This window comes from Rufibacter sp. JT3400010, assembly GCF_054956755.1.
Window position 1 is genome coordinate 205,514 of sequence record NZ_JBUDXA010000005.1, and the last position, 17,083, is coordinate 222,596.

At 47.7% G+C, this 17,083-nt stretch carries 17 protein-coding genes; 1 reads left to right on the top strand and 16 read right to left on the bottom strand.

The window, feature by feature from the left end:
• Positions 1 to 253: 253 nt before the first annotated feature.
• The 6 genes from ACY0JR_RS07270 to ACY0JR_RS07295 form a co-directional block, all read right to left on the bottom strand.
• On the bottom strand, positions 254 to 1,495 hold the full coding sequence (locus ACY0JR_RS07270; protein ID WP_462633280.1) for an O-antigen ligase family protein: 1,242 nt from the start codon (positions 1,493 to 1,495) through the stop codon (positions 254 to 256).
• Complete coding sequence (locus ACY0JR_RS07275) at positions 1,473 to 2,588, bottom strand: glycosyltransferase family 4 protein (protein WP_462633281.1); 1,116 nt, start codon at positions 2,586 to 2,588, stop codon at positions 1,473 to 1,475. The genes ACY0JR_RS07270 and ACY0JR_RS07275 overlap by 23 nt, the downstream gene beginning before the upstream one ends.
• 75 nt (positions 2,589 to 2,663) lie before the next feature.
• Positions 2,664 to 3,785, bottom strand: a complete 1,122-nt coding sequence (locus ACY0JR_RS07280) for a glycosyltransferase family 4 protein (RefSeq protein WP_462633282.1) — start codon at positions 3,783 to 3,785, stop codon at positions 2,664 to 2,666.
• Positions 3,766 to 5,076 carry an O-antigen ligase family protein gene (locus ACY0JR_RS07285; RefSeq protein ID WP_462633283.1) on the bottom strand — a complete coding sequence of 437 codons (1,311 nt, stop codon included), beginning with the start codon at positions 5,074 to 5,076 and terminating at the stop codon, positions 3,766 to 3,768. The genes ACY0JR_RS07280 and ACY0JR_RS07285 overlap by 20 nt, the downstream gene beginning before the upstream one ends.
• Positions 5,073 to 6,101: a glycosyltransferase family 2 protein gene (locus tag ACY0JR_RS07290; protein ID WP_462633284.1), complete on the bottom strand. Its 1,029-nt coding sequence runs from the start codon at positions 6,099 to 6,101 to the stop codon at positions 5,073 to 5,075. Before ACY0JR_RS07290 ends, ACY0JR_RS07285 begins: the two co-directional genes overlap by 4 nt.
• A gap of 33 nt (positions 6,102 to 6,134) precedes the next feature.
• Positions 6,135 to 7,436: an oligosaccharide flippase family protein gene (locus ACY0JR_RS07295; RefSeq protein ID WP_462633285.1), complete on the bottom strand. Its 1,302-nt coding sequence runs from the start codon at positions 7,434 to 7,436 to the stop codon at positions 6,135 to 6,137.
• Positions 7,437 to 7,586: 150 nt separating this feature from the next.
• Between ACY0JR_RS07295 and ACY0JR_RS07300 the strand changes: the two genes are divergently transcribed.
• Positions 7,587 to 8,489 (top strand): hypothetical protein, encoded by a 903-nt coding sequence (locus ACY0JR_RS07300; RefSeq protein WP_462633286.1) that lies wholly within the window; start codon positions 7,587 to 7,589, stop codon positions 8,487 to 8,489.
• A gap of 249 nt (positions 8,490 to 8,738) precedes the next feature.
• On the opposite strand, the gene ACY0JR_RS07305 is transcribed toward ACY0JR_RS07300, so the two are convergent.
• The 10 genes from ACY0JR_RS07305 to ACY0JR_RS07350 all read right to left on the bottom strand — a co-directional run bounded on the left by ACY0JR_RS07305 (position 8,739) and on the right by ACY0JR_RS07350 (position 16,552).
• On the bottom strand, positions 8,739 to 10,292 hold the full coding sequence (locus ACY0JR_RS07305) for a GNAT family N-acetyltransferase (protein ID WP_462633287.1): 1,554 nt from the start codon (positions 10,290 to 10,292) through the stop codon (positions 8,739 to 8,741).
• Between the two features lie 217 nt (positions 10,293 to 10,509).
• The gene (locus ACY0JR_RS07310; protein ID WP_462633288.1) at positions 10,510 to 11,163 is read right to left on the bottom strand and encodes a CoA transferase subunit B; all 654 of its coding nucleotides are present in this window, start codon (positions 11,161 to 11,163) and stop codon (positions 10,510 to 10,512) included.
• 67 nt (positions 11,164 to 11,230) lie between these two features.
• Positions 11,231 to 11,590 (bottom strand): four helix bundle protein, encoded by a 360-nt coding sequence (locus tag ACY0JR_RS07315; protein WP_462633289.1) that lies wholly within the window; start codon positions 11,588 to 11,590, stop codon positions 11,231 to 11,233.
• Between the two features lie 86 nt (positions 11,591 to 11,676).
• Entirely contained in the window at positions 11,677 to 12,369 is a 693-nt protein-coding gene (locus tag ACY0JR_RS07320; protein ID WP_462633290.1) for a CoA transferase subunit A, read from the bottom strand.
• A 93-nt stretch (positions 12,370 to 12,462) separates the two neighbouring features.
• On the bottom strand, positions 12,463 to 12,867 hold the full coding sequence (locus ACY0JR_RS07325; RefSeq protein WP_462633291.1) for a hypothetical protein: 405 nt from the start codon (positions 12,865 to 12,867) through the stop codon (positions 12,463 to 12,465).
• A gap of 93 nt (positions 12,868 to 12,960) precedes the next feature.
• A complete protein-coding gene (locus ACY0JR_RS07330) occupies positions 12,961 to 13,887 on the bottom strand; it encodes a bifunctional riboflavin kinase/FAD synthetase (protein WP_462633292.1) in 927 nt (308 codons plus the stop codon).
• Positions 13,865 to 14,575 (bottom strand): tRNA pseudouridine(55) synthase TruB, encoded by a 711-nt coding sequence (gene truB, locus ACY0JR_RS07335; protein WP_462633293.1) that lies wholly within the window; start codon positions 14,573 to 14,575, stop codon positions 13,865 to 13,867. Before truB ends, ACY0JR_RS07330 begins: the two co-directional genes overlap by 23 nt.
• Positions 14,575 to 15,417 (bottom strand): undecaprenyl-diphosphate phosphatase, encoded by an 843-nt coding sequence (locus ACY0JR_RS07340; RefSeq protein WP_462633294.1) that lies wholly within the window; start codon positions 15,415 to 15,417, stop codon positions 14,575 to 14,577. The genes truB and ACY0JR_RS07340 overlap by 1 nt, the downstream gene beginning before the upstream one ends.
• Entirely contained in the window at positions 15,418 to 15,639 is a 222-nt protein-coding gene (locus ACY0JR_RS07345; RefSeq protein ID WP_462633295.1) for a DUF3098 domain-containing protein, read from the bottom strand.
• 13 nt (positions 15,640 to 15,652) lie between these two features.
• Positions 15,653 to 16,552 carry a cell division protein FtsX gene (locus tag ACY0JR_RS07350; protein WP_462633296.1) on the bottom strand — a complete coding sequence of 300 codons (900 nt, stop codon included), beginning with the start codon at positions 16,550 to 16,552 and terminating at the stop codon, positions 15,653 to 15,655.
• Positions 16,553 to 17,083: the final 531 nt, after the last annotated feature.

The following is a 17,083-nucleotide window of genomic DNA, read 5'->3' on the forward strand; positions in this document are numbered from 1 at the left end:
ATATACGAAGGGAAACAGAATGCTCTTTTCCCCGTCGTACAATTTTGCATGCCGTAATGCTCACATGTATGTTTAGGACAAGATAGCAGATGTTTATGAAAGGCCAAGTGGAGGGATGCGAATTAGAATATGCCACCCTTTTTGAGCTTGTTTTGCCAACAAACCTCTAAAACGAAGCGAGCTTTCCTTAAAGAAAGAATACAGAAGCTTACCACACGGCTAGTCCTCAGAGGATACTCCCTGTTTTATGAAATTAGGCTGGAAACCGGTTGGTTTTAGGCGCAAAAAGCAGGAGGGAGACAATAAACGAAAACAGCAGGGTGCCGTCTCGGCGCTGAAGCAAAGATTCTGTCAGGCAGCAAATAGCAAAAACTACTACAAACGCGAAAAGGATGAAGCTTTTCTGCTGGTAAGCTTCTTTCAGGAGGAAGAACAAGAGCAGCAGAAAAACCAGAACACCTGCCAACCCCAGAGATACTCCATACATAAGAAACTGATTATGCGCGTCAAACCGGGCTTCTACGCCCTGGGGAAAGTTGTGCTGGCGGTAACTTTCTACCAGGACCTCTCGGGTGTCGCCGGGGCCAACACCTGCCAGCGGGTGATCTTTAATAACCTCCAGCGCAGAAAGCCACATCATTTTCCGTTCCGCAACGCCCGCACTTTGACTGAATTTGGTTTTCAAATAGGTTACTTTCTCAAAGAGTAGAAAGCCAGTGCCTACCGTAAAAGCGACAACGGCTACCACCAGCAGGTATCTTCCAGCTTTTAAAGCCAGGTAAACCACGCCCATTGCAAGTACAGCCAGCGTGGCCACCAGGGCTGTTCTAGAAGATAAAAGCGCCAGAAAAGAAAAGAAAATTACCCAGCCGAATACGTGAATAAGAAAGAGCTTTTTCTGCTTAGAAATGGAAACTTGGTGCAGAAAATAGGAGTGGATGATTAAGCAAGTACCAATATACAAACTGAAATAAGGCGCATGGAAATGGATGTTCTGCGGAATATAATACGAGAAAAAAGTCCAGTCCAGTGTCTGGAAAGAATGGGAGTGCGCCGGAATCACCTTCACGTACTGAATAGCGGTTATTATGCTCGCGTACACGGCCAAAACAAAGCAACTGAAACAAAAAAACAGAAGCGTATTTTGGACCTGTTTTTCTGAAAGTTGCCGGTAAACCAGAAGCGGAAGCAGGAAAATGGTAGCCTGTAAAACAATGAATTGCAGCGTGCCATTCTGGTTAAAAGAGTAAAGCAGGGAAAACAAGCAGAGCGCCAGGTACGCGGTAATTACCCGATACGAATTGCGCTTAAAGATGGAAAGATCCAGGTTCTTTTTCTGGACGGTTTGCCACAAAAACGCACCCGCCAAAAGAAGGAAAAGACCGGTCTTCAGGTTAGACCTGAGGGGAAGTAAAAAAGCGTACAGACAGAGAAGAGACCCGTAAGCATCGCCCCAAAAGCTAGGCTTTTCGCTAGAAATTTTGCTGAAGCGCATGGTATTTCTCTAAAACAAATTGCCGTATTTCTTCCCTGAACCGCTGTTGGTTGAATCTTTCCGCAGACGCTCTAATGGCTTGGGGAGAATAGGGCAGACCACTGGTTTCAAACTGTTGTACGGCGGCCAAAAGAGCGTTTTTTTCTTGCTCGGGAAAGAAGACGCCGGTTTGGGGAGTGATGGTTTCCAGCGCGCCGCCTTTCCCGAAGGCAATGACGGGCGTTCCGCAGGCTTGGGCTTCTACGGGCGTAATGCCGAAGTCTTCTTCCGCGGCAAAAACAAATGCTTTAGCCCGTTGCATGTAATCTTTGAGCACCTCAAACGGCTGGTAACCTAACAGCATAACGTTGGGAGCAGCCACGGCTTTTATCTTCTCAAAGTCCGGTCCTTCGCCAATCACAATAAGTTGTTTGTCTGGCAGGTCGTTGAACGCTTCCACAATCAGGTCAATCCGTTTGTAGGGCACCAGGCGCGAAGCGGTGAGGTAAAAACTTTCCTTTGCGGTAGAGAGGCTGAAGTTCGCCACGTCTACCGGCGGATAAATGACCGTAGATTCGCGGTTGTAGTTCTTCTTGATGCGCCTTGCAATGTAGCGGGAGTTGGCGATGAAAAAGTCTACCTGGTGCACGGTAGAGAGGTCCCAGTATCTGAAACGGTGCAGAATCAGTTTCGCCAGCAGGCCTTTCAGACCTTTGTTCAGCCCACTTTCCTTCAAATATTGATGGTACAAATCCCAGGCGTAGCGGGCGGGCGAATGGCAGTAGCAGACGTGCAGTTGGTTGGCGTGGGTTAAAACTCCTTTCGCCACGGCGTGGCTGCTGGTAATGACCACATCGTACTCGCTTACGTCCAGTTGCTCAATGGCCAACGGCATCAGAAACAGGTAATTGCGGTAATGCTTCTGCGCAAAAGGAAGCTTCTGGATGAAGGTAGTGGTGACCGGTTTGTGAAGAATGTGTTTGCGGAGATGTGCTGGCATGAACTCGATGACCGCGAACAGATTGGCTTCGGGAAAAACCTGCAAGAGCTGTTCCACCACCTTTTCTGACCCCGAGTAGTCTACAAACCATTCATGTACAATTGCTACTCTCACTGCGCTCTACTAACTGATTTTGCTTGCCTGCGTTTTATGCCTGTTTTTAGGAAAACAGCTTAGAACCGCGGCAAATTATACTCCCTTTATAAGTTGCTGGAACAGTTCTAGGTGCTGGTGCCGGGCAGCCTCCCACGTGAACAATTTGCTCTGCTCAAGTCCCGCCGCAATCAACTCGTTCCTGATCTGTCCAGCAGACAGAACCTTCTCCATCTGATGCGCCAGTTCTGCCGCTTCCTCGGGGTTGAAATACAACGCCGCCTTTCCGCAAACCTCAGGAATACTGGCCTTTGCAGATGCCAGAACCGGACAACCCGATGCCATTGCCTCCAGCGGCGGCAAGCCGAAGCCCTCGTACCGCGATGGAAACACGAACAAAGATGCGCATTTATAGAGGAATGGCAATAGCGGATCGGGCACAAACCCCGTGAAATGAACCTGGTTTTGGAGGGAAGGCTCCTGCCGCAGGAAATGAAATACGTCCTGATCTGGCGTAATAAATCCTTCTTTTTTCCCCACAATCACCATCCCGTACGCGGCCCTCAGTTGCTGGGGTAACTGTACATACGCTCTGAGCAACGTCATCAGATTTTTGTGGGGTTTTACATTGCCCACGTACAGAATGTATTTCTCCGGTAGTTCAGGAAGAGCGCGGTGCAGCGTTTCAGCCTCGTTTCCTGAAAAAGAAGGCTGAAACAGACTTGAATTCACCCCATTGTAAATGACGTTCAGCTTATTCTCCCGGCACTTGGTGTAGGTTATGATTTCCTTTTTAGAAAAATGGGAGACCGTCACCACTTTATCTGATAGCCTGACGGCAGCATTCAAAAGAACGGTCGCGTACGCCCTTTGGGCGAAGGATAATGTATGCTTAAAGGCCAGATGGTACGTGTCATGAATGGTGACCACTCTCTTTCTAGCCCTGATAGGTAAAAGCGGTATGTTGTATTGCGGTGACCAGAAAATGTCACAGGCCGGAATCTTAAGGGAAAGCGCTACCTGTTCAGAGATCGAGTAAATAGAAGCGTTCACCGGAATAATCTTTATGGTAGAACTCAATTGGGCTTCCTTCAACTCTTCGGCTTTTCCTAAAAGAGACACGGCAAAATGCTCTGTTAAAAAAGGGATGAGTTGCCGCAGGTAAACCCCAATCCCCGACGCCTGAATCATGCGGGCATCAATGACCAGAGACGGCATCTGTTTGTTTCTTTAAGAGGAGTCGCTGCGCCATGATAAAGCCAAACAGCATCCAGTACAAGATAAAATTCACCCGGCCAATAAACGCCGAATTAATGAAAGAAGCTGCATAATAATAGATACTTACTCCTATAAAGGTAAGGCATAATTGTCTTAGCAACAGGTTGTGGGTTTTAAGAAACGCCTGCAGGGCATAGAAGAAACAGAGAAAATAAAAGGCCAGATACAGCAGCCCTAAGAGCATGCCATTCTCCAGAAACAACTGAAACCAGTAGCCATCGGTAATAATTATCTTTTCAGGATCTCCGCTGGGTCCTTGGGATCCAATGCCGGAACCGGCCAAGTAGTGTGCTTTCAGATAAGTGATAGAGTTGTCAATCATACTGAAATGACCTTTATCAGAAGACATGGTGCTCATTTCGCGCCCGGTCATCCTCCGCACTAGAAACGTGTCTTTGTAATGATAGCCTACCAGCAGTATGATTGATAAGAAAGCAATGATTAACGTGAGAAGTTTGATGGTGTAAAGTAAGGTAAACCGTCCGTAATACAAGGTCAGAATAATACCACCAGACAAGACAAATCCTGCTAAAGTAGCCCTGGTAAAAGTCATCACATTTACCGTGATAATAATGGCTAAAAAAAGTAAATACCTCTTTTTTCTTTGGGTAATGTACTTAATAAAGGACAGGCTGAACAAGAAAAGAGTAAAGCTGGCGAAGATGATGGTATTTCCTAAAAGGGCGGTTGGCCGGGTAATTTCCTGCTCGTAAAAGCTAAAAGTGCCTTCGCCTTTTAACGCCAGAAAAGAAAGGGGAAGTTGGGAAGCAAAAATGTATTGGAAGATACCGTAAAGGCATAAAGTCAGTCCGGTAGTTAACAGAACACGAATGCTTTTGGCAATGTATTTTTCCTTTTGAAGTAATAAAGGAATATACAGAACAGGGAAGCTATAGAAGAGATTGTTTCGTAGGCCCAGGACTCTTTCTCGCCATGGATTGGCATCTACAAAGGAGATCTTTCCCAAGGTAAGCAGTAAAAGAACCAGCCAAAAGACAGCAAATACCAGGTATTCTTTGTCTATTTTCCTGGAAGAGGAATAATAAAACACCAGCACCAGGAGCGTATAGATCAACTGCAAAAGCACCAATAGGTCTACTGCTACGGCTCCCAGGCTTAAAGTAGAAAAAGAAAGAAAATTCTTCAGGAAACCACTAAAGAGAAGGACGAAAATAAAGGATACCAGCAGCGTATAAGAGAGGGAAATCCTGGGGTTAAACGTCATCTTCATTTGGTTTGGCGTAGGAGGCTAAGTACCCTGAAAGCTCTCTTGAATTGTCCTCTGCCTATCCGCAATAAGACAGAGGCCATTACCAAGGTGTACAGTTGCAGGGATTTTTCTGGGTAAAACTTCCGGAAGAAAATGATTTTGCTTCTGATGCCGTGATAATCTGCCAAATCGCTTTTCTTCTTGCCTTCTGAACTAGACCCAATAGAACTGCCTTCTTTGTGGTAAACCTTGCTAGTTGAAACGTACCCCAGCGAGAACCCGGCTTTTTGCCCTCTTTTGGCCCAATCCAGTTCTTCAAAGTACAGAAAATAATCTTCGCTTAGGAGCCCTACCTCTTCCAAAAACTTCCTGCTAACAAAGAGCGAGGCTCCTACCACATAATCCAGATCTGGGTGTTCTACCTCGTTCTCCGGGGTGTCTTTTAGCCCTTCGGCAATATGACTGGTCGTAAAAGTAGTTAAATTCAGTTTTCCTCCTATGGCTTGAATGGTGTCTGGCTGGTGGTAAGACAGGAGTTTGGAGCCCCAAATCCCCATCTTGTGGCCCTGGCTCAGTTGCGCCTGCGCTTTATGCACCAATTCAAATAGGCTATCGGGGGCCACTACGGTGTCATTGTTCAGCAGCCAGACAAAATCAGGGGAGAAGTAATGGCGGGCGAAATCAATTCCCACGTTATTTCCACCGGCGAAGCCCAGGTTTTCGTTTACTTGAATGGTGGTGATAAAAGCTCTTTTAGATTCAATTGAAGTCCAATATTTCCCTTTTTCATAATTTATGTGCTGGTGAAAGGTATCTACTTTTCCTACTTTATTCTTTACATTTAACCCAGCGAAATCGCTCTCCAGTAGCCAACTTTTAATGTAGTCAAGAGAGTGGTCTGGGGAATGGTTATCAACTACAACAATGGAAAAACATTCGTATTCTAAATTAAACAGACTTTCTAAACACTCTATGGTGTCTTGATAGCCATTGTAATTCAAGATAATGATACTGACCCAAGGACGGTGTACAGGATGATCATGCATGGGTTTCAATGCGCTACACTAAAGTGCTATTAGTTAATTTGAATTTATGACCTGTTTTGAGAATAGCAGGCTATAAACAGGATTCTTTCTTTCTAAGACCGTCACCAACCCAATGGTAATAAAGCTTTCGGTAAGAAGAATGGCAATACAAGTGCCTTCGGCAAGATGGAAATAGCTCAACACAGAATTTAGAAGTAAATTAAGGAAAGTTCCCAACAAAAGGGTGGTTCTATAGCTTTCCTTAAAGCCGTAAGCCAGCAGAAACTGGTTAGAAGGAATATTCAACGCTATGATAAACGGCACAAAACTTAAAAGCCTGATCAGGTGACTGATCTCAGGCGAAGAAGTTCCGGAAAAGTAGGTAGTCAGTTCTTCTGAAAAGTAATAGATCCCGCAACCCAGCAAAAGAATGCAGCCCGCAAAAGGTAAGTGGAGACTCAGGGTAAAGGCAAGGATTTCCTTCTTTGTTTTAGAAACCAGGTTGCACATAGTAGGGTAAATTGCCTGGAAATAAACGCTTAGCATTTGCCGTACCGTGGTTAATATCTTCTCGGCCACACTGTAAAACCCTACTATTTCAATGGAAGCAAAAAGCCCTAAGATGAGGATATTAGAATTGGAATAAAGGTTAACGGCTAAGTTGGAAATGAAGATGTCTTTCCCATCCTTTAGATGATGTAGCACTTTATTGAACCTAGCGAACCGGAAAACCAAACCGTATTTTCTTTTGATGAGGAACAGGCTATAGGCTGCCGCTAACATGGTCCCCAAACCCAGAAAGAAGTTGATGTAAATATAATCTTCTGTCTCTCTTACAAACAGAAAAATCAGAATCACCGCAAGCACTTTTGAGACGGAATTTACGATACTGATATACTTCATGTCTTCCAGACCATGAAACAACCAGACCGGAAAAGCGGTCTGCCCAATCACCAGCGTGAACGACAAGAAATAGAGGTACGGGTTAGTTTCTGGCGTGCTGAAAAGAGCTACGAATCCTAGCAAAAGCAATAAACTTAGAGCCAGCAGAAAACACTTAGTTGTGAGCACCTCGTTGTACAGTGCGCCAATTATCTTCTTGTCGCTTCGGTTTTGAGAGATTTCTTTGGTAGCCGTAAAATAGAAACCATAATCCGTGACGTTGTTGAAGTAGGTGATAATAGCCTGCGCCACAGTTACCCGGCCGAAATTTTCCAGCCCGATGATGCGTACCAGATAAGGCGAGAGCACCAGCGGAATAAGGAAGTTAAGTAACTGCAAAGAACCTAAGGAGACTAAATTCTTCAGGATCTTGCTGCCAATCAACGCTTTGCCTTTTTGGGAGATTTTAAACAAAGGACAGGCTTTGGGTAAAGGGTACGTGCAAAGGTAGTCTTTAATCAAGACAAGCGCCAACTAGCTGAGCCACCGCAGCAGACAAGCTTTTCGGTTACATCTTACAAAGTTTTTCTATTTTTGAGGGCTTTAGTACAACGAAGGTGCCCCATGGACAAACCATCTCTGAGAGAGGAAAGAATACCCGATGAAATTGACCTGAGAGTAGTTTTCCGGAAACTGGTCTCCATCTACCGTCGGGTACAAAACAAAGTTGAAAACGTCTTCCTACTGCTCCTGCGCCGGTGGCCCTTGGTGCTCTTTCTCACGTTGGTAGGTATTGGGTTAGGGTACCTAGCCTTCAATATGAAACGTCCGTTTTACAGATCCACCATGACACTGGCCCCCGGTGAAATCAGGAATGATTATTTTGAACATCAGGTCATCCGGTTGTCTAATCTGGTCAAAGACGGAAACAGCCAGGTGGTGGCGGCAGATCTTAATATCAGCGTAGAAGACGCTTCCAAAATGAAATCGCTTCGGTATGTGGGGATAGATTCGTTTCTAACGGTAGCCGAAACAGACAGCGTTCTGTTGGGTGCGCCTTTCAAAGTGGAGGTGGAGTTGTATGACAGTAAGTTCTTTGTCCCTTTACAGGATGCCTTAACGGGCTACTTTGCCCGTAATCCTTTTTTCACCCGCAGCACCCAAGCCAGAAAGGAGCAACTTCGGGCCATGATAAACAAACTGAAAGTAGACATAGCTTCCATTGACAGCATCAAGCGCACCGCCATAGCTCTGAGGGGCCCAGCGAACGGTTTTGTCTACGGAGAACCCCTAGACCCTACCAATCTCTACAAACAAAGTGCCGCCTTATTTGAAACTCAGGCCGAGCTGGAAGCCGAACTAAGGAATCTGGAAACCGTGCAGGTAGCAGTAGGATTTGCGCCTTTACTTCACCCTACCGGGCCAAAACTGAAGTGGTATCTTGCTTTTGGTGCACTGTTCGGTTTTATTCTGGCTTTGATAATGGTTCTTAGGTTAGAATCCCGCCGTACCAGACGTACTCTGTGACTAAGGAAAGTAGCGTAGGAATTTGTGATTTCACTCGCTCGCCTCTGGCGAGTGTGAGCTACCTGCGGCGTCCCGCCGCTAAGCATACATAAAAATATTCCCTGTATCGGCCAGAGGCCGAAGGTAGCTCACACTCGCCAGAGGCGAGCGAGTGTTCCGATTCAGCATTTTGAGTTAGTGCTGAAGAAAATAGCGTATAAACAGAAAGGCCGGTATTTTACCGGCCTTTCTGTTTATACGCTATTTTAATTAAATCTCAGTTAAATCGTCTTCTTTCTGATGCAGCCAGCTCAGGTTGTATAAGTCCTTACGGCGGTCTCTTAGGTTCCGAACGCTACCCGTGGTATTCAGGTCTTTTAACAGGTCCAAATCCAAATCTGCGATAAGCGTCATCTCCGTGTTCGGAGTAGCTTCTGCAATGATGGCATCATGCGGGAAAGCCACGTCTGAAGGGGAGAATACCGCCGATTGAGAGTACTGGATGTCCATGTTCTCTACCCGTGGCAAGTTGCCCACGCTACCCGTAATAGCCACGTAGCATTCGTTCTCAATAGCCCGGGCCTGGGCGCAATGACGCACGCGCAGGTAGGCGTTCTTGGTATCGGTCTGGTACGGTACGAACAGGATTTTCATATCCTGGTCAGACAGCATACGGGCCAGTTCTGGGAATTCTACGTCATAGCAGATAAGAAGCCCCACTTTCCCGAAATCGGTTTCAAAGATGTTCAGCTTGTTACCGCCGCGCATGCCCCAGTACTGCGACTCGTCTGGCGTTACGTGCAATTTGTACTGTTTGTCATACGTTCCATCGCGGCGGCAGAGATAGCTGACATTGTGCAGTTTATTGTCAATGTATTCTGGCATACTGCCAGCAATGATGTTGATGTTGTAAGACAGCGCCAGGTGAATCAAGCGTTCCCGGATGCCATCAGTGTACTCGGCTAGTTTCCGGATAGCCGCCGAAGGCGATTTCTCGTCGGACAAAGCCATGAGCGGAGCGTTAAAGAACTCAGGAAACATAACCAGGTCCGCTTTGTAGGAACTCACCGTATCCACGAAGAACTCTACCTGCTGCTCAAAGTCTTCCAGGGAAGTCATCTGGCGCATCTGCCACTGGATAACCCCAATCCTAACAACCCGTTTGGTACCGCCTACCAGCGTTTCCTTTTCCTCATAATAGACGTTGATCCATTCTAACAAAGACGCATAGGCCTTGGATTCTTTGTCCTGCGGCATGTACCCTCTAATAATTTTCCGGACGTGGAAGCCATTACTGAGCTGAAACGTGAGGATAGGGTCATAGATTTCCTTATTCCGGACTTGCTCTATGTACTTGCCGGGCGTCATTTTATCTGAGTGCTCCTTGTAACCAGGAATACGACCGCCCAAGATGATGCCACGCAGGTTCAGGTTCTCGCAAAGTTCCTTCCGGGCATCGTACAAACGACGGCCCAGGCGCAGGTTGCGGTATTCTGGGTGGACAAACACATCTACGCCATAGAGCGTGTCGCCATCATCGTCATGGGTGTCAAATTTACCACCGCCGGTTATTTGCTCATAAGTGTGCTTATCGCCGTACTCTGGGTAATTGACAATGATGCTGAGGGCCGCGGCTACCACCCGGCCTTTGTCCTCAATACAAAGCTGCCCGTCTGGGAAACGCTTTAAAAGGGAAGCAAACTCACGCTGGGTCCAGGAACCTCCAATGGTGGTGTATACCAGCTCCATGATTTGTTTTACTTCTTTGTAATCAGAAGTGGTAAGCTGACGAAGAATTAATTTGTGCTCGGTATTTTCACTCATGTTTGGTAAAATCAGGTTAAAAAATGCCTTCGGCCGAAGGTGAATCTAATCTGCCAATCAGAAGGGCATTTCTTCAATTTACAAAAGCTTTACAAGGCTAACCAGCCCAAGGGTGCTAGAGGTATACGGCGTTTCGCGCTTCTTTTCCTGAAAACGGTTCAAAAATGTCCCTAAGCTTCTGTTCCATTGGGTCGCAGCCGTTCTGTAACAAAATTAGTTACACATTAATTTCCGGGATTTCACCTTCTACTATTAATTTTCCTTCGGTGGCCGCTTGTATTTGTTCTACCGTAACGCCGGGTGCGCGTTCCAGTAGCCTGAATCCTTCTTCGGTTACCTCCAGCACGGCTAAATCAGTCACAATCTTTTTCACGCACTGCAAACCGGTAATGGGCAGACTGCAGTTTTTAAGCAGTTTGGATTGGCCGTCTTTGGAGGTGTGCTGCATGGCCACAATGATGTTCTTGGCCGAAGCAACCAAGTCCATGGCGCCACCCATGCCTTTCACCATCTTACCGGGAATTTTCCAGTTGGCAATGTCGCCCCGCTCCGAGACTTCCATGGCGCCCAGAATGGTGAGGTGCACGTGTTCACCCCTGATCATGGCAAAACTCTCCGCGGAACTGAACAGCGCCGATCCGGGCAAGGTGGTCACCGTCTGCTTTCCGGCGTTGATTAAGTCTGGGTCTACTTCTTCCTCGGTAGGGAAGGGGCCCATACCCAGCAGCCCGTTTTCGCTCTGCAAGACCACGTTCATTCCTTCGGGTATGTAATTGGCTACCAAGGTAGGTATCCCAATCCCGAGGTTCACATAATAGCCTTCCTGTAATTCTTTCGCTATGCGTTTGGCAATGCCGTGTTTATCTAACATAATGTGCTGATTTTTTAATGTGCTAATATGCTATTGGGATGATGTACTAATTAGGAGTGCAGATGTGCTAAGTGTTTTTAGAAGAGTAAATGATTTTGGAAAGTAATTTCTGGAGTTCCAACAGCTTTTCTGGCCTATCTTCCGGGTCGGGGTAAGGCGCGCTGTGTTTGCAGAGTAAAAGCCAATATTCAGTCTCGTCTGCTTCTTTGGCGGCAATTTTGAGTTTATGAATAAAGTCTGCTCTGCTTTCGGCATGTTGGGCTTTCCAAATATTGGCTCCAATGGAAGTACCGCTTTTCAGCAGTTGTTTGGCAACTACATATTTGCGGCTTTCTTCCAAACCTTCAGCAAACTGAATGATGGATAATGCAAAATCAAATGATTTTGCCACCACCGCATTCCCTTTCCCAATGGAGCCTCTTTCCATAATTGAGTATTTTCTAAGTACGAAAATGCTAGTAGTACTACTCTACATAAAAAGATAGCACCTTAGCACATTAAAAAATTAGCACATTAACGCGTAGTGCGTTGCTCAATGCGTTTTTCGTAATCTTTGCCTTGGAAGATGCGTTGCACGTAGATGCCGGGGGTATGGATTTGGTTGGGGTCCAGTTCGCCTTCGGGAACCAGTTCCTCTACCTCGGCGATGGTGATTTTACCGGCGGTGGCCATCATGGGGTTGAAGTTGCGGGCGGTTCCTTTGTAGATGAGGTTGCCGGCGGTATCGCCTTTCCAGGCTTTCACCAAGGCGAAATCGGCTTTAAGCCAGGTTTCCATGAGGTACATCTTGCCGTGGAACTCGCGGCTCTCTTTGCCTTCACCAACTTCGGTGCCGTAGCCGGCTGGCGTGAAGAAAGCCGGAATGCCCGCTCCGCCCGCGCGGATTCGTTCGGCCAAAGTACCCTGCGGAATCAGTTCTACTTCCAGTTCGCCGGAAAGCAGTTGGCGCTCAAACTCGGCGTTTTCGCCCACGTAGCTGGAGATCATCTTCTTTACCTGGCGCTGTTGCAGCATGAGCCCAATCCCGAAATCATCTACCCCGGCGTTGTTGGAAATGCAGGTCAGGTTTTTGATGCCTTTGCGCAAAATCTCTTGGATGGAGTTCTCGGGAATGCCGCAAAGCCCGAAGCCGCCCAGCATGAGGGTGGCGCTATCTGGAATGTCCTGGCACGCCGAGGCGGCATCTTGTACCACTTTATTGATCATAGTCTTGTTAGAAATAGTGGAAGGAAAATCAGTAAAAAAGGGCAGTAGCAGGTTTATAAGCTGTTTTCAGAAAAAGAAGCTTGAAACGGCGCGTCAAGGAATGCGGCGCGCCGACATCATTCCGCCAAAGTAGGCCATGGGTAGGTAAAGCACCAGGGAAACCACCACAAACCAAAGCGGGTGCGGATACGCAAGCAGATTGGCAATACCCGCCACCAGTAATAAAAGACCTACCGCCAAGGCATGGACCACCCGTCTGGAAAGCGCAAAACGGGCCGCCACCATGCCGCCAAAAAACGAACCCAGCGCATAACCAAACAGTACCAGCAGCAACGCCGCCGTGGGTAGGTTAGAGAACGCGGCGGTGGCGGCTACCTTGTCGTTGAGGTTAAATTGCGCGGGCAAAGGGTAGAGCTGCAGGCTCATGTATTCCACCAGACTGATGGTAAATACCCCAATAGCGGCTCCGCCTAGAACGGCTAGAATGCTTCTGAACATAGCACAAGTGGGTTAAGTGATAAACCAGAACCAGCTTTCTTCCCTACTGCCTTTATCGTGTAAGCCAGTGGTGAAGTTACGGATTTACCAGATTTATCCTAACACTTGTAAGGCGGCGCGTTTGTCTTGGTGCAGTTGTTGGGTAAGGGCCTCCAGGCCATCAAAGTTCTCTTCAGGGCGCAGGTAGGAGACAAAGAAGAGTGTGATTTCCTGCCCGTACAAATCGGCTTCGAAATCAAAAATGTTCACCTCAATGGTTTGGTGGGTGCCCTGCACGGTAGGATTGGTGCCGATGCTCAGCATTCCCTTAAAATGCCCCTGAGGCGTTTGCACCGTCACGGCGTAAATGCCTTGGGCAGGTACCAACTTCAGTTTCTCCTGGGGTTCTACGTTGGCAGTGGGGTACCCAATGGTACGGCCCAGTTGTTTGCCTTTCACCACGGTTCCGGTGAGAGAATAGGGTCTGCCCAGGTAGCGGGCGGCCGTAGAAACGTCGCCGCGTTCCAGGGCGGTTCTAATCTTGCTGGAACTCACCCCCACGGCGTCAATGTCCTGACGGGGAATTTCCTCCACAGCAAAGCCGTAACGTTGGGCATTTTCTTGGAGGTAGTCAAAGCCACCCTCGCGGTTTTTCCCGAACCGGTGGTCGTAGCCAATCACCAGCTTTTTGGTCTGAATGGTCTGAATAAGGATTTGCTGGATGTATTCTTCTGAGGAGAACTGGGCGAATTCCTTCGTAAACGGAAGCAGCAACAGATAATCAACCCCAAAGGCTCTGAGCGCGGCAATACGTTCCTCAATGGTGGAAAGCAGGCGTAGAGAATCATCATTGGGGTTGAGGACGGTGCGCGGGTGGGGCCAGTAGGTAATGACCACACTCTGCCCATTATGCTGACGGGCGGTTTCAATTAACCTGGAAAGGATTTTCTGGTGGCCCACGTGCACCCCGTCAAACGTGCCGGAGGTAACCACGGCATGCGAAAGAGAAGGAAATAGACTAAGCTCCCGGATGACGATCATGGTGCGCCAATTGTTTTTCGCGGAGTTCCTGTAACTGCTCTAAGCTCATGGCGTCTTCCAGCCGGTATTCCCCAATGCGGATACGCACCAACTTGGAGAGATACGCGCCACAGCCCAACTTCTGCCCGAAATCGCGCGCCAAGCTACGTATATAGGTTCCTTTGGAGCATACTACCTTGAACTCTACTTGGTTGCCCGCAATAGAAGTGAGCTCAAATTGCTTAATGGTGATGCGCTTGGATTTGATTTCGGCGTCTTCGCCCCGGCGGGCCAATGCGTAGGCCCTTTCCCCGTTTACCTTCACCGCTGAATAAATGGGCGGGGTCTGGTCAATCTCCCCTAAGAAAGAGTCAGCCGCTTCGCGCAGCATTTCCTCGGTCAAATGCTCCGTAGGAGAGGTGCTGTCAATTTCGGTCTCCAGATCAAAGGAGGGCGTGGTATGTCCTAATACAAACGTGCCGGTGTACTCTTTTTCCTGCGCCTGAATCTCTTCAATGCGTTTGGTGAATTTACCGGTACACAGAATCAGGAGACCGCTGGCCAAAGGATCTAACGTACCGGCATGACCGATTTTCTTGATGCGGAGGGCAAACTTGGTTTTCTTCACCACGTCAAAAGACGTCCAGGTAAGGGGCTTGTCCATTAAGAGAATGGCCCCGGCCTCAAAATCATAAGGAGTTTCTTGCATTATATTAGCTGTATTTCAACTCCCATGGCCATTAACAGGAGAATAATCAATCCCACCACTATGCGGTAATAGCCAAACAGTTTGAACCCATATTTGGTTAAGAAGCCTACAAAGAACTTGATAGCGGCCATGGCTACCACAAACGCCACTATGTTTCCAATGAGCAGCACCTGCCACTCCTGTGGGGTGATGGACGCAAAGCCCTGCTGAATCTTAGGCAGATTAAACTTAACCACGTCTGAAATCTCCAGATGCAGCAAGTCGGTGAGAACAGCATAGGTAGCAGCGGCCAGCATGGTGGGAACCGCCATGAAAAAGGAAAACTCCGCGGCAGATTTGCGGGTCATGTTCTGGGTAAGACCACCGATGATGGAAGAAGCGGAGCGCGAAACTCCCGGAATCATGGCAATACACTGGAACAACCCAATGATAAAGGCATTCTTGTAGCTGGGTGTGGTGACCGGATTTTCCTTATCCTTAAACCAGCGGTCAACGAAAATAAGCAGAATACCGCCCAGCAGCAGACTAATAGCCACTACCTCTACGCGCTCCAGCATGGCATCTACCACGTCTTTGAGCACAAAGCCAATAGCCAGAGCCGGAATGACGGCGACCAAAAGCTTTTTATAGAAATCAATAGAGTTAATGAACCGCTTCCAGTACAGCACCACTACTGATAGAATGGCCCCAAACTGAATGGTCACCGTGAACATCTTGGTAAACTCAAAGGCATTGATGCCCATGAGGCTAGACGCAATGACCATGTGCCCGGTAGAAGAAACCGGTAAGAATTCCGTCAATCCTTCCACTATGGCCAGGATGATGGCTTGCCAGATATTCATCTAAACGTTTTTGCGCGGTTTTGCCAGAATGGCGAAGAATTGAATGATGAAACCAATCACCAATATAATAGGCCCTAAAGTAAGCCCCAGGAAACCGTAACCGTATGGCTCGGTGTCCATGGACATCAAAATAAACCCGATGCCCATCACTACTAACCCAACCAACATGATCTGGTAATTGCGGCGCCCAAAGGAGAATTGCGGCTGATTCTTGTTTTCCATGAAGGAGATGTCTTTAATATAAATCGTCTAGAGAAGCCCGAAGGTATTTTTTTACTGCCCGGTACGAACTGAAAAAGCCCAATACCCCACCTAAGATCAGCAAAGCGGCCATGAGAATAAGCATGAGTTTTTCATCACGGAGCAGATATAGCTCGGTCATTTCATGATAAGCGTACTGCAGCAAACCATACAGCAGGAGGGAAGCCAACGCGCCGCTCACCAACCCCTGAAACGTAGCCCGGTTAAGGAACGGCCGTTGAATGAAAAAGGAAGTGGCTCCTACCAACTGCATGCTCCTGATCAGGAACCGCTGGGAGTACAGCGCCAGTTTAATGGTGTTGTTGATGAGAATGATCACCACCAGCACCAGAATGGCCGCGAAGCCCAACAGCACAATGCTCACCTTCCGCAGGTTGTGGTTGATGGAGTCAATAAGGCTTTCCACGTAATCTACCTCGTACACGCCCGTGGTGTTCTGGAGGTCTTGCTGAATCTTCTTCAGTTGGTCAGAGGTGGCAAACTCCGGATTGACGCGTATGATAAAAGCATCGCGGAGCGGGTTCTCGCCTAAGAACGTGAGAAAGTCTTCGCCGCTTTCGTCAATGAATTCCTTTGCGCCCTGTTCTTTGGACATGAAGGTGACCATAGGCTGGCTTTCTTCATAGGCGATGTATTCCTTTCGGCCCAGCGTCTTTTTCAGCTTGTCTAATTCTAGGGGAGAGAGCTCACGGTCAAGGTACACCTGTACCTCAATGTTCTGTTTTACCAGATTGGAGAGTTTGCTGGCAAAAATAAGCAGCAGCCCAAAAGAGCCAATTACAAACAAAGCCAACGTGATACTGAAGATCACCATGGTATGCGGGTAATTGCCGAGCTTCTTCTTGCGGGTATGTTTGAGCGGTTTAGCAGCCATAGGTATGTGTGCGGGCAAAAATAGTAATAATTTAGAAGAAGAACGGAGGAGTAGGTGTTTTTAACCTTATTTCTGAAAAAGAGCCTTTAAACCTGATGGTTGGAAGAGGGGGAGTGTTACTTTGTGGCTGTCTTGTCTGTTTGGAGTTTTGTTAGGTGTTGAATTGGTTTTATGGGAGTGGTTGGTGCATGCCGTTTGTCTGTTGCTGGCATAGTGGCGGGTTGATGCGAGGCACTTATGCTGGGTTTTTCGCCGTTGTTGGTGTTATCACTAACAACCTAAATGGCTGTCCTTCTAGCAAGAAGCTCTGGTTCACGCAGTTTGCTGTGCCCTTGGCTGGACGGCTTTGTGCGTGAGTGCAAGTGCTTTGTTGTTTCATCGTTGACGGTAAGCGCTCACGGCCGAGAGGCCCCGTCTTTCCCTCGCGCACTGCCCTTTCGGCCTGCATAGTCCTTTGCGCATAATTTTGCTTTTCCAGGGCCAAAAGCGAGGCGCGCTCGGGAAAGACTGGAACTGGGAAAAGTAGCGAAG

Coding starts and splice junctions, on each gene's coding strand:
- ACY0JR_RS07330 (WP_462633292.1), bottom strand. CDS start 13,887: ATGATCGTCATCCGGGAGCTTAGTCTATTTCCTTCTCTTTCGCATGCC.
- ACY0JR_RS07350 (WP_462633296.1), bottom strand. CDS start 16,552: ATGGCTGCTAAACCGCTCAAACATACCCGCAAGAAGAAGCTCGGCAAT.
- ACY0JR_RS07340 (WP_462633294.1), bottom strand. CDS start 15,417: ATGAATATCTGGCAAGCCATCATCCTGGCCATAGTGGAAGGATTGACG.
- ACY0JR_RS07310 (WP_462633288.1), bottom strand. CDS start 11,163: ATGTTAGATAAACACGGCATTGCCAAACGCATAGCGAAAGAATTACAG.
- ACY0JR_RS07320 (WP_462633290.1), bottom strand. CDS start 12,369: ATGATCAATAAAGTGGTACAAGATGCCGCCTCGGCGTGCCAGGACATT.
- truB (WP_462633293.1), bottom strand. CDS start 14,575: ATGCAAGAAACTCCTTATGATTTTGAGGCCGGGGCCATTCTCTTAATG.
- ACY0JR_RS07345 (WP_462633295.1), bottom strand. CDS start 15,639: ATGGAAAACAAGAATCAGCCGCAATTCTCCTTTGGGCGCCGCAATTAC.
- ACY0JR_RS07270 (WP_462633280.1), bottom strand. CDS start 1,495: ATGCGCTTCAGCAAAATTTCTAGCGAAAAGCCTAGCTTTTGGGGCGAT.
- ACY0JR_RS07315 (WP_462633289.1), bottom strand. CDS start 11,590: ATGGAAAGAGGCTCCATTGGGAAAGGGAATGCGGTGGTGGCAAAATCA.
- ACY0JR_RS07290 (WP_462633284.1), bottom strand. CDS start 6,101: ATGCATGATCATCCTGTACACCGTCCTTGGGTCAGTATCATTATCTTG.
- ACY0JR_RS07325 (WP_462633291.1), bottom strand. CDS start 12,867: ATGTTCAGAAGCATTCTAGCCGTTCTAGGCGGAGCCGCTATTGGGGTA.
- ACY0JR_RS07300 (WP_462633286.1), top strand. CDS start 7,587: ATGGACAAACCATCTCTGAGAGAGGAAAGAATACCCGATGAAATTGAC.
- ACY0JR_RS07305 (WP_462633287.1), bottom strand. CDS start 10,292: ATGAGTGAAAATACCGAGCACAAATTAATTCTTCGTCAGCTTACCACT.
- ACY0JR_RS07285 (WP_462633283.1), bottom strand. CDS start 5,076: ATGAAGATGACGTTTAACCCCAGGATTTCCCTCTCTTATACGCTGCTG.
- ACY0JR_RS07280 (WP_462633282.1), bottom strand. CDS start 3,785: ATGCCGTCTCTGGTCATTGATGCCCGCATGATTCAGGCGTCGGGGATT.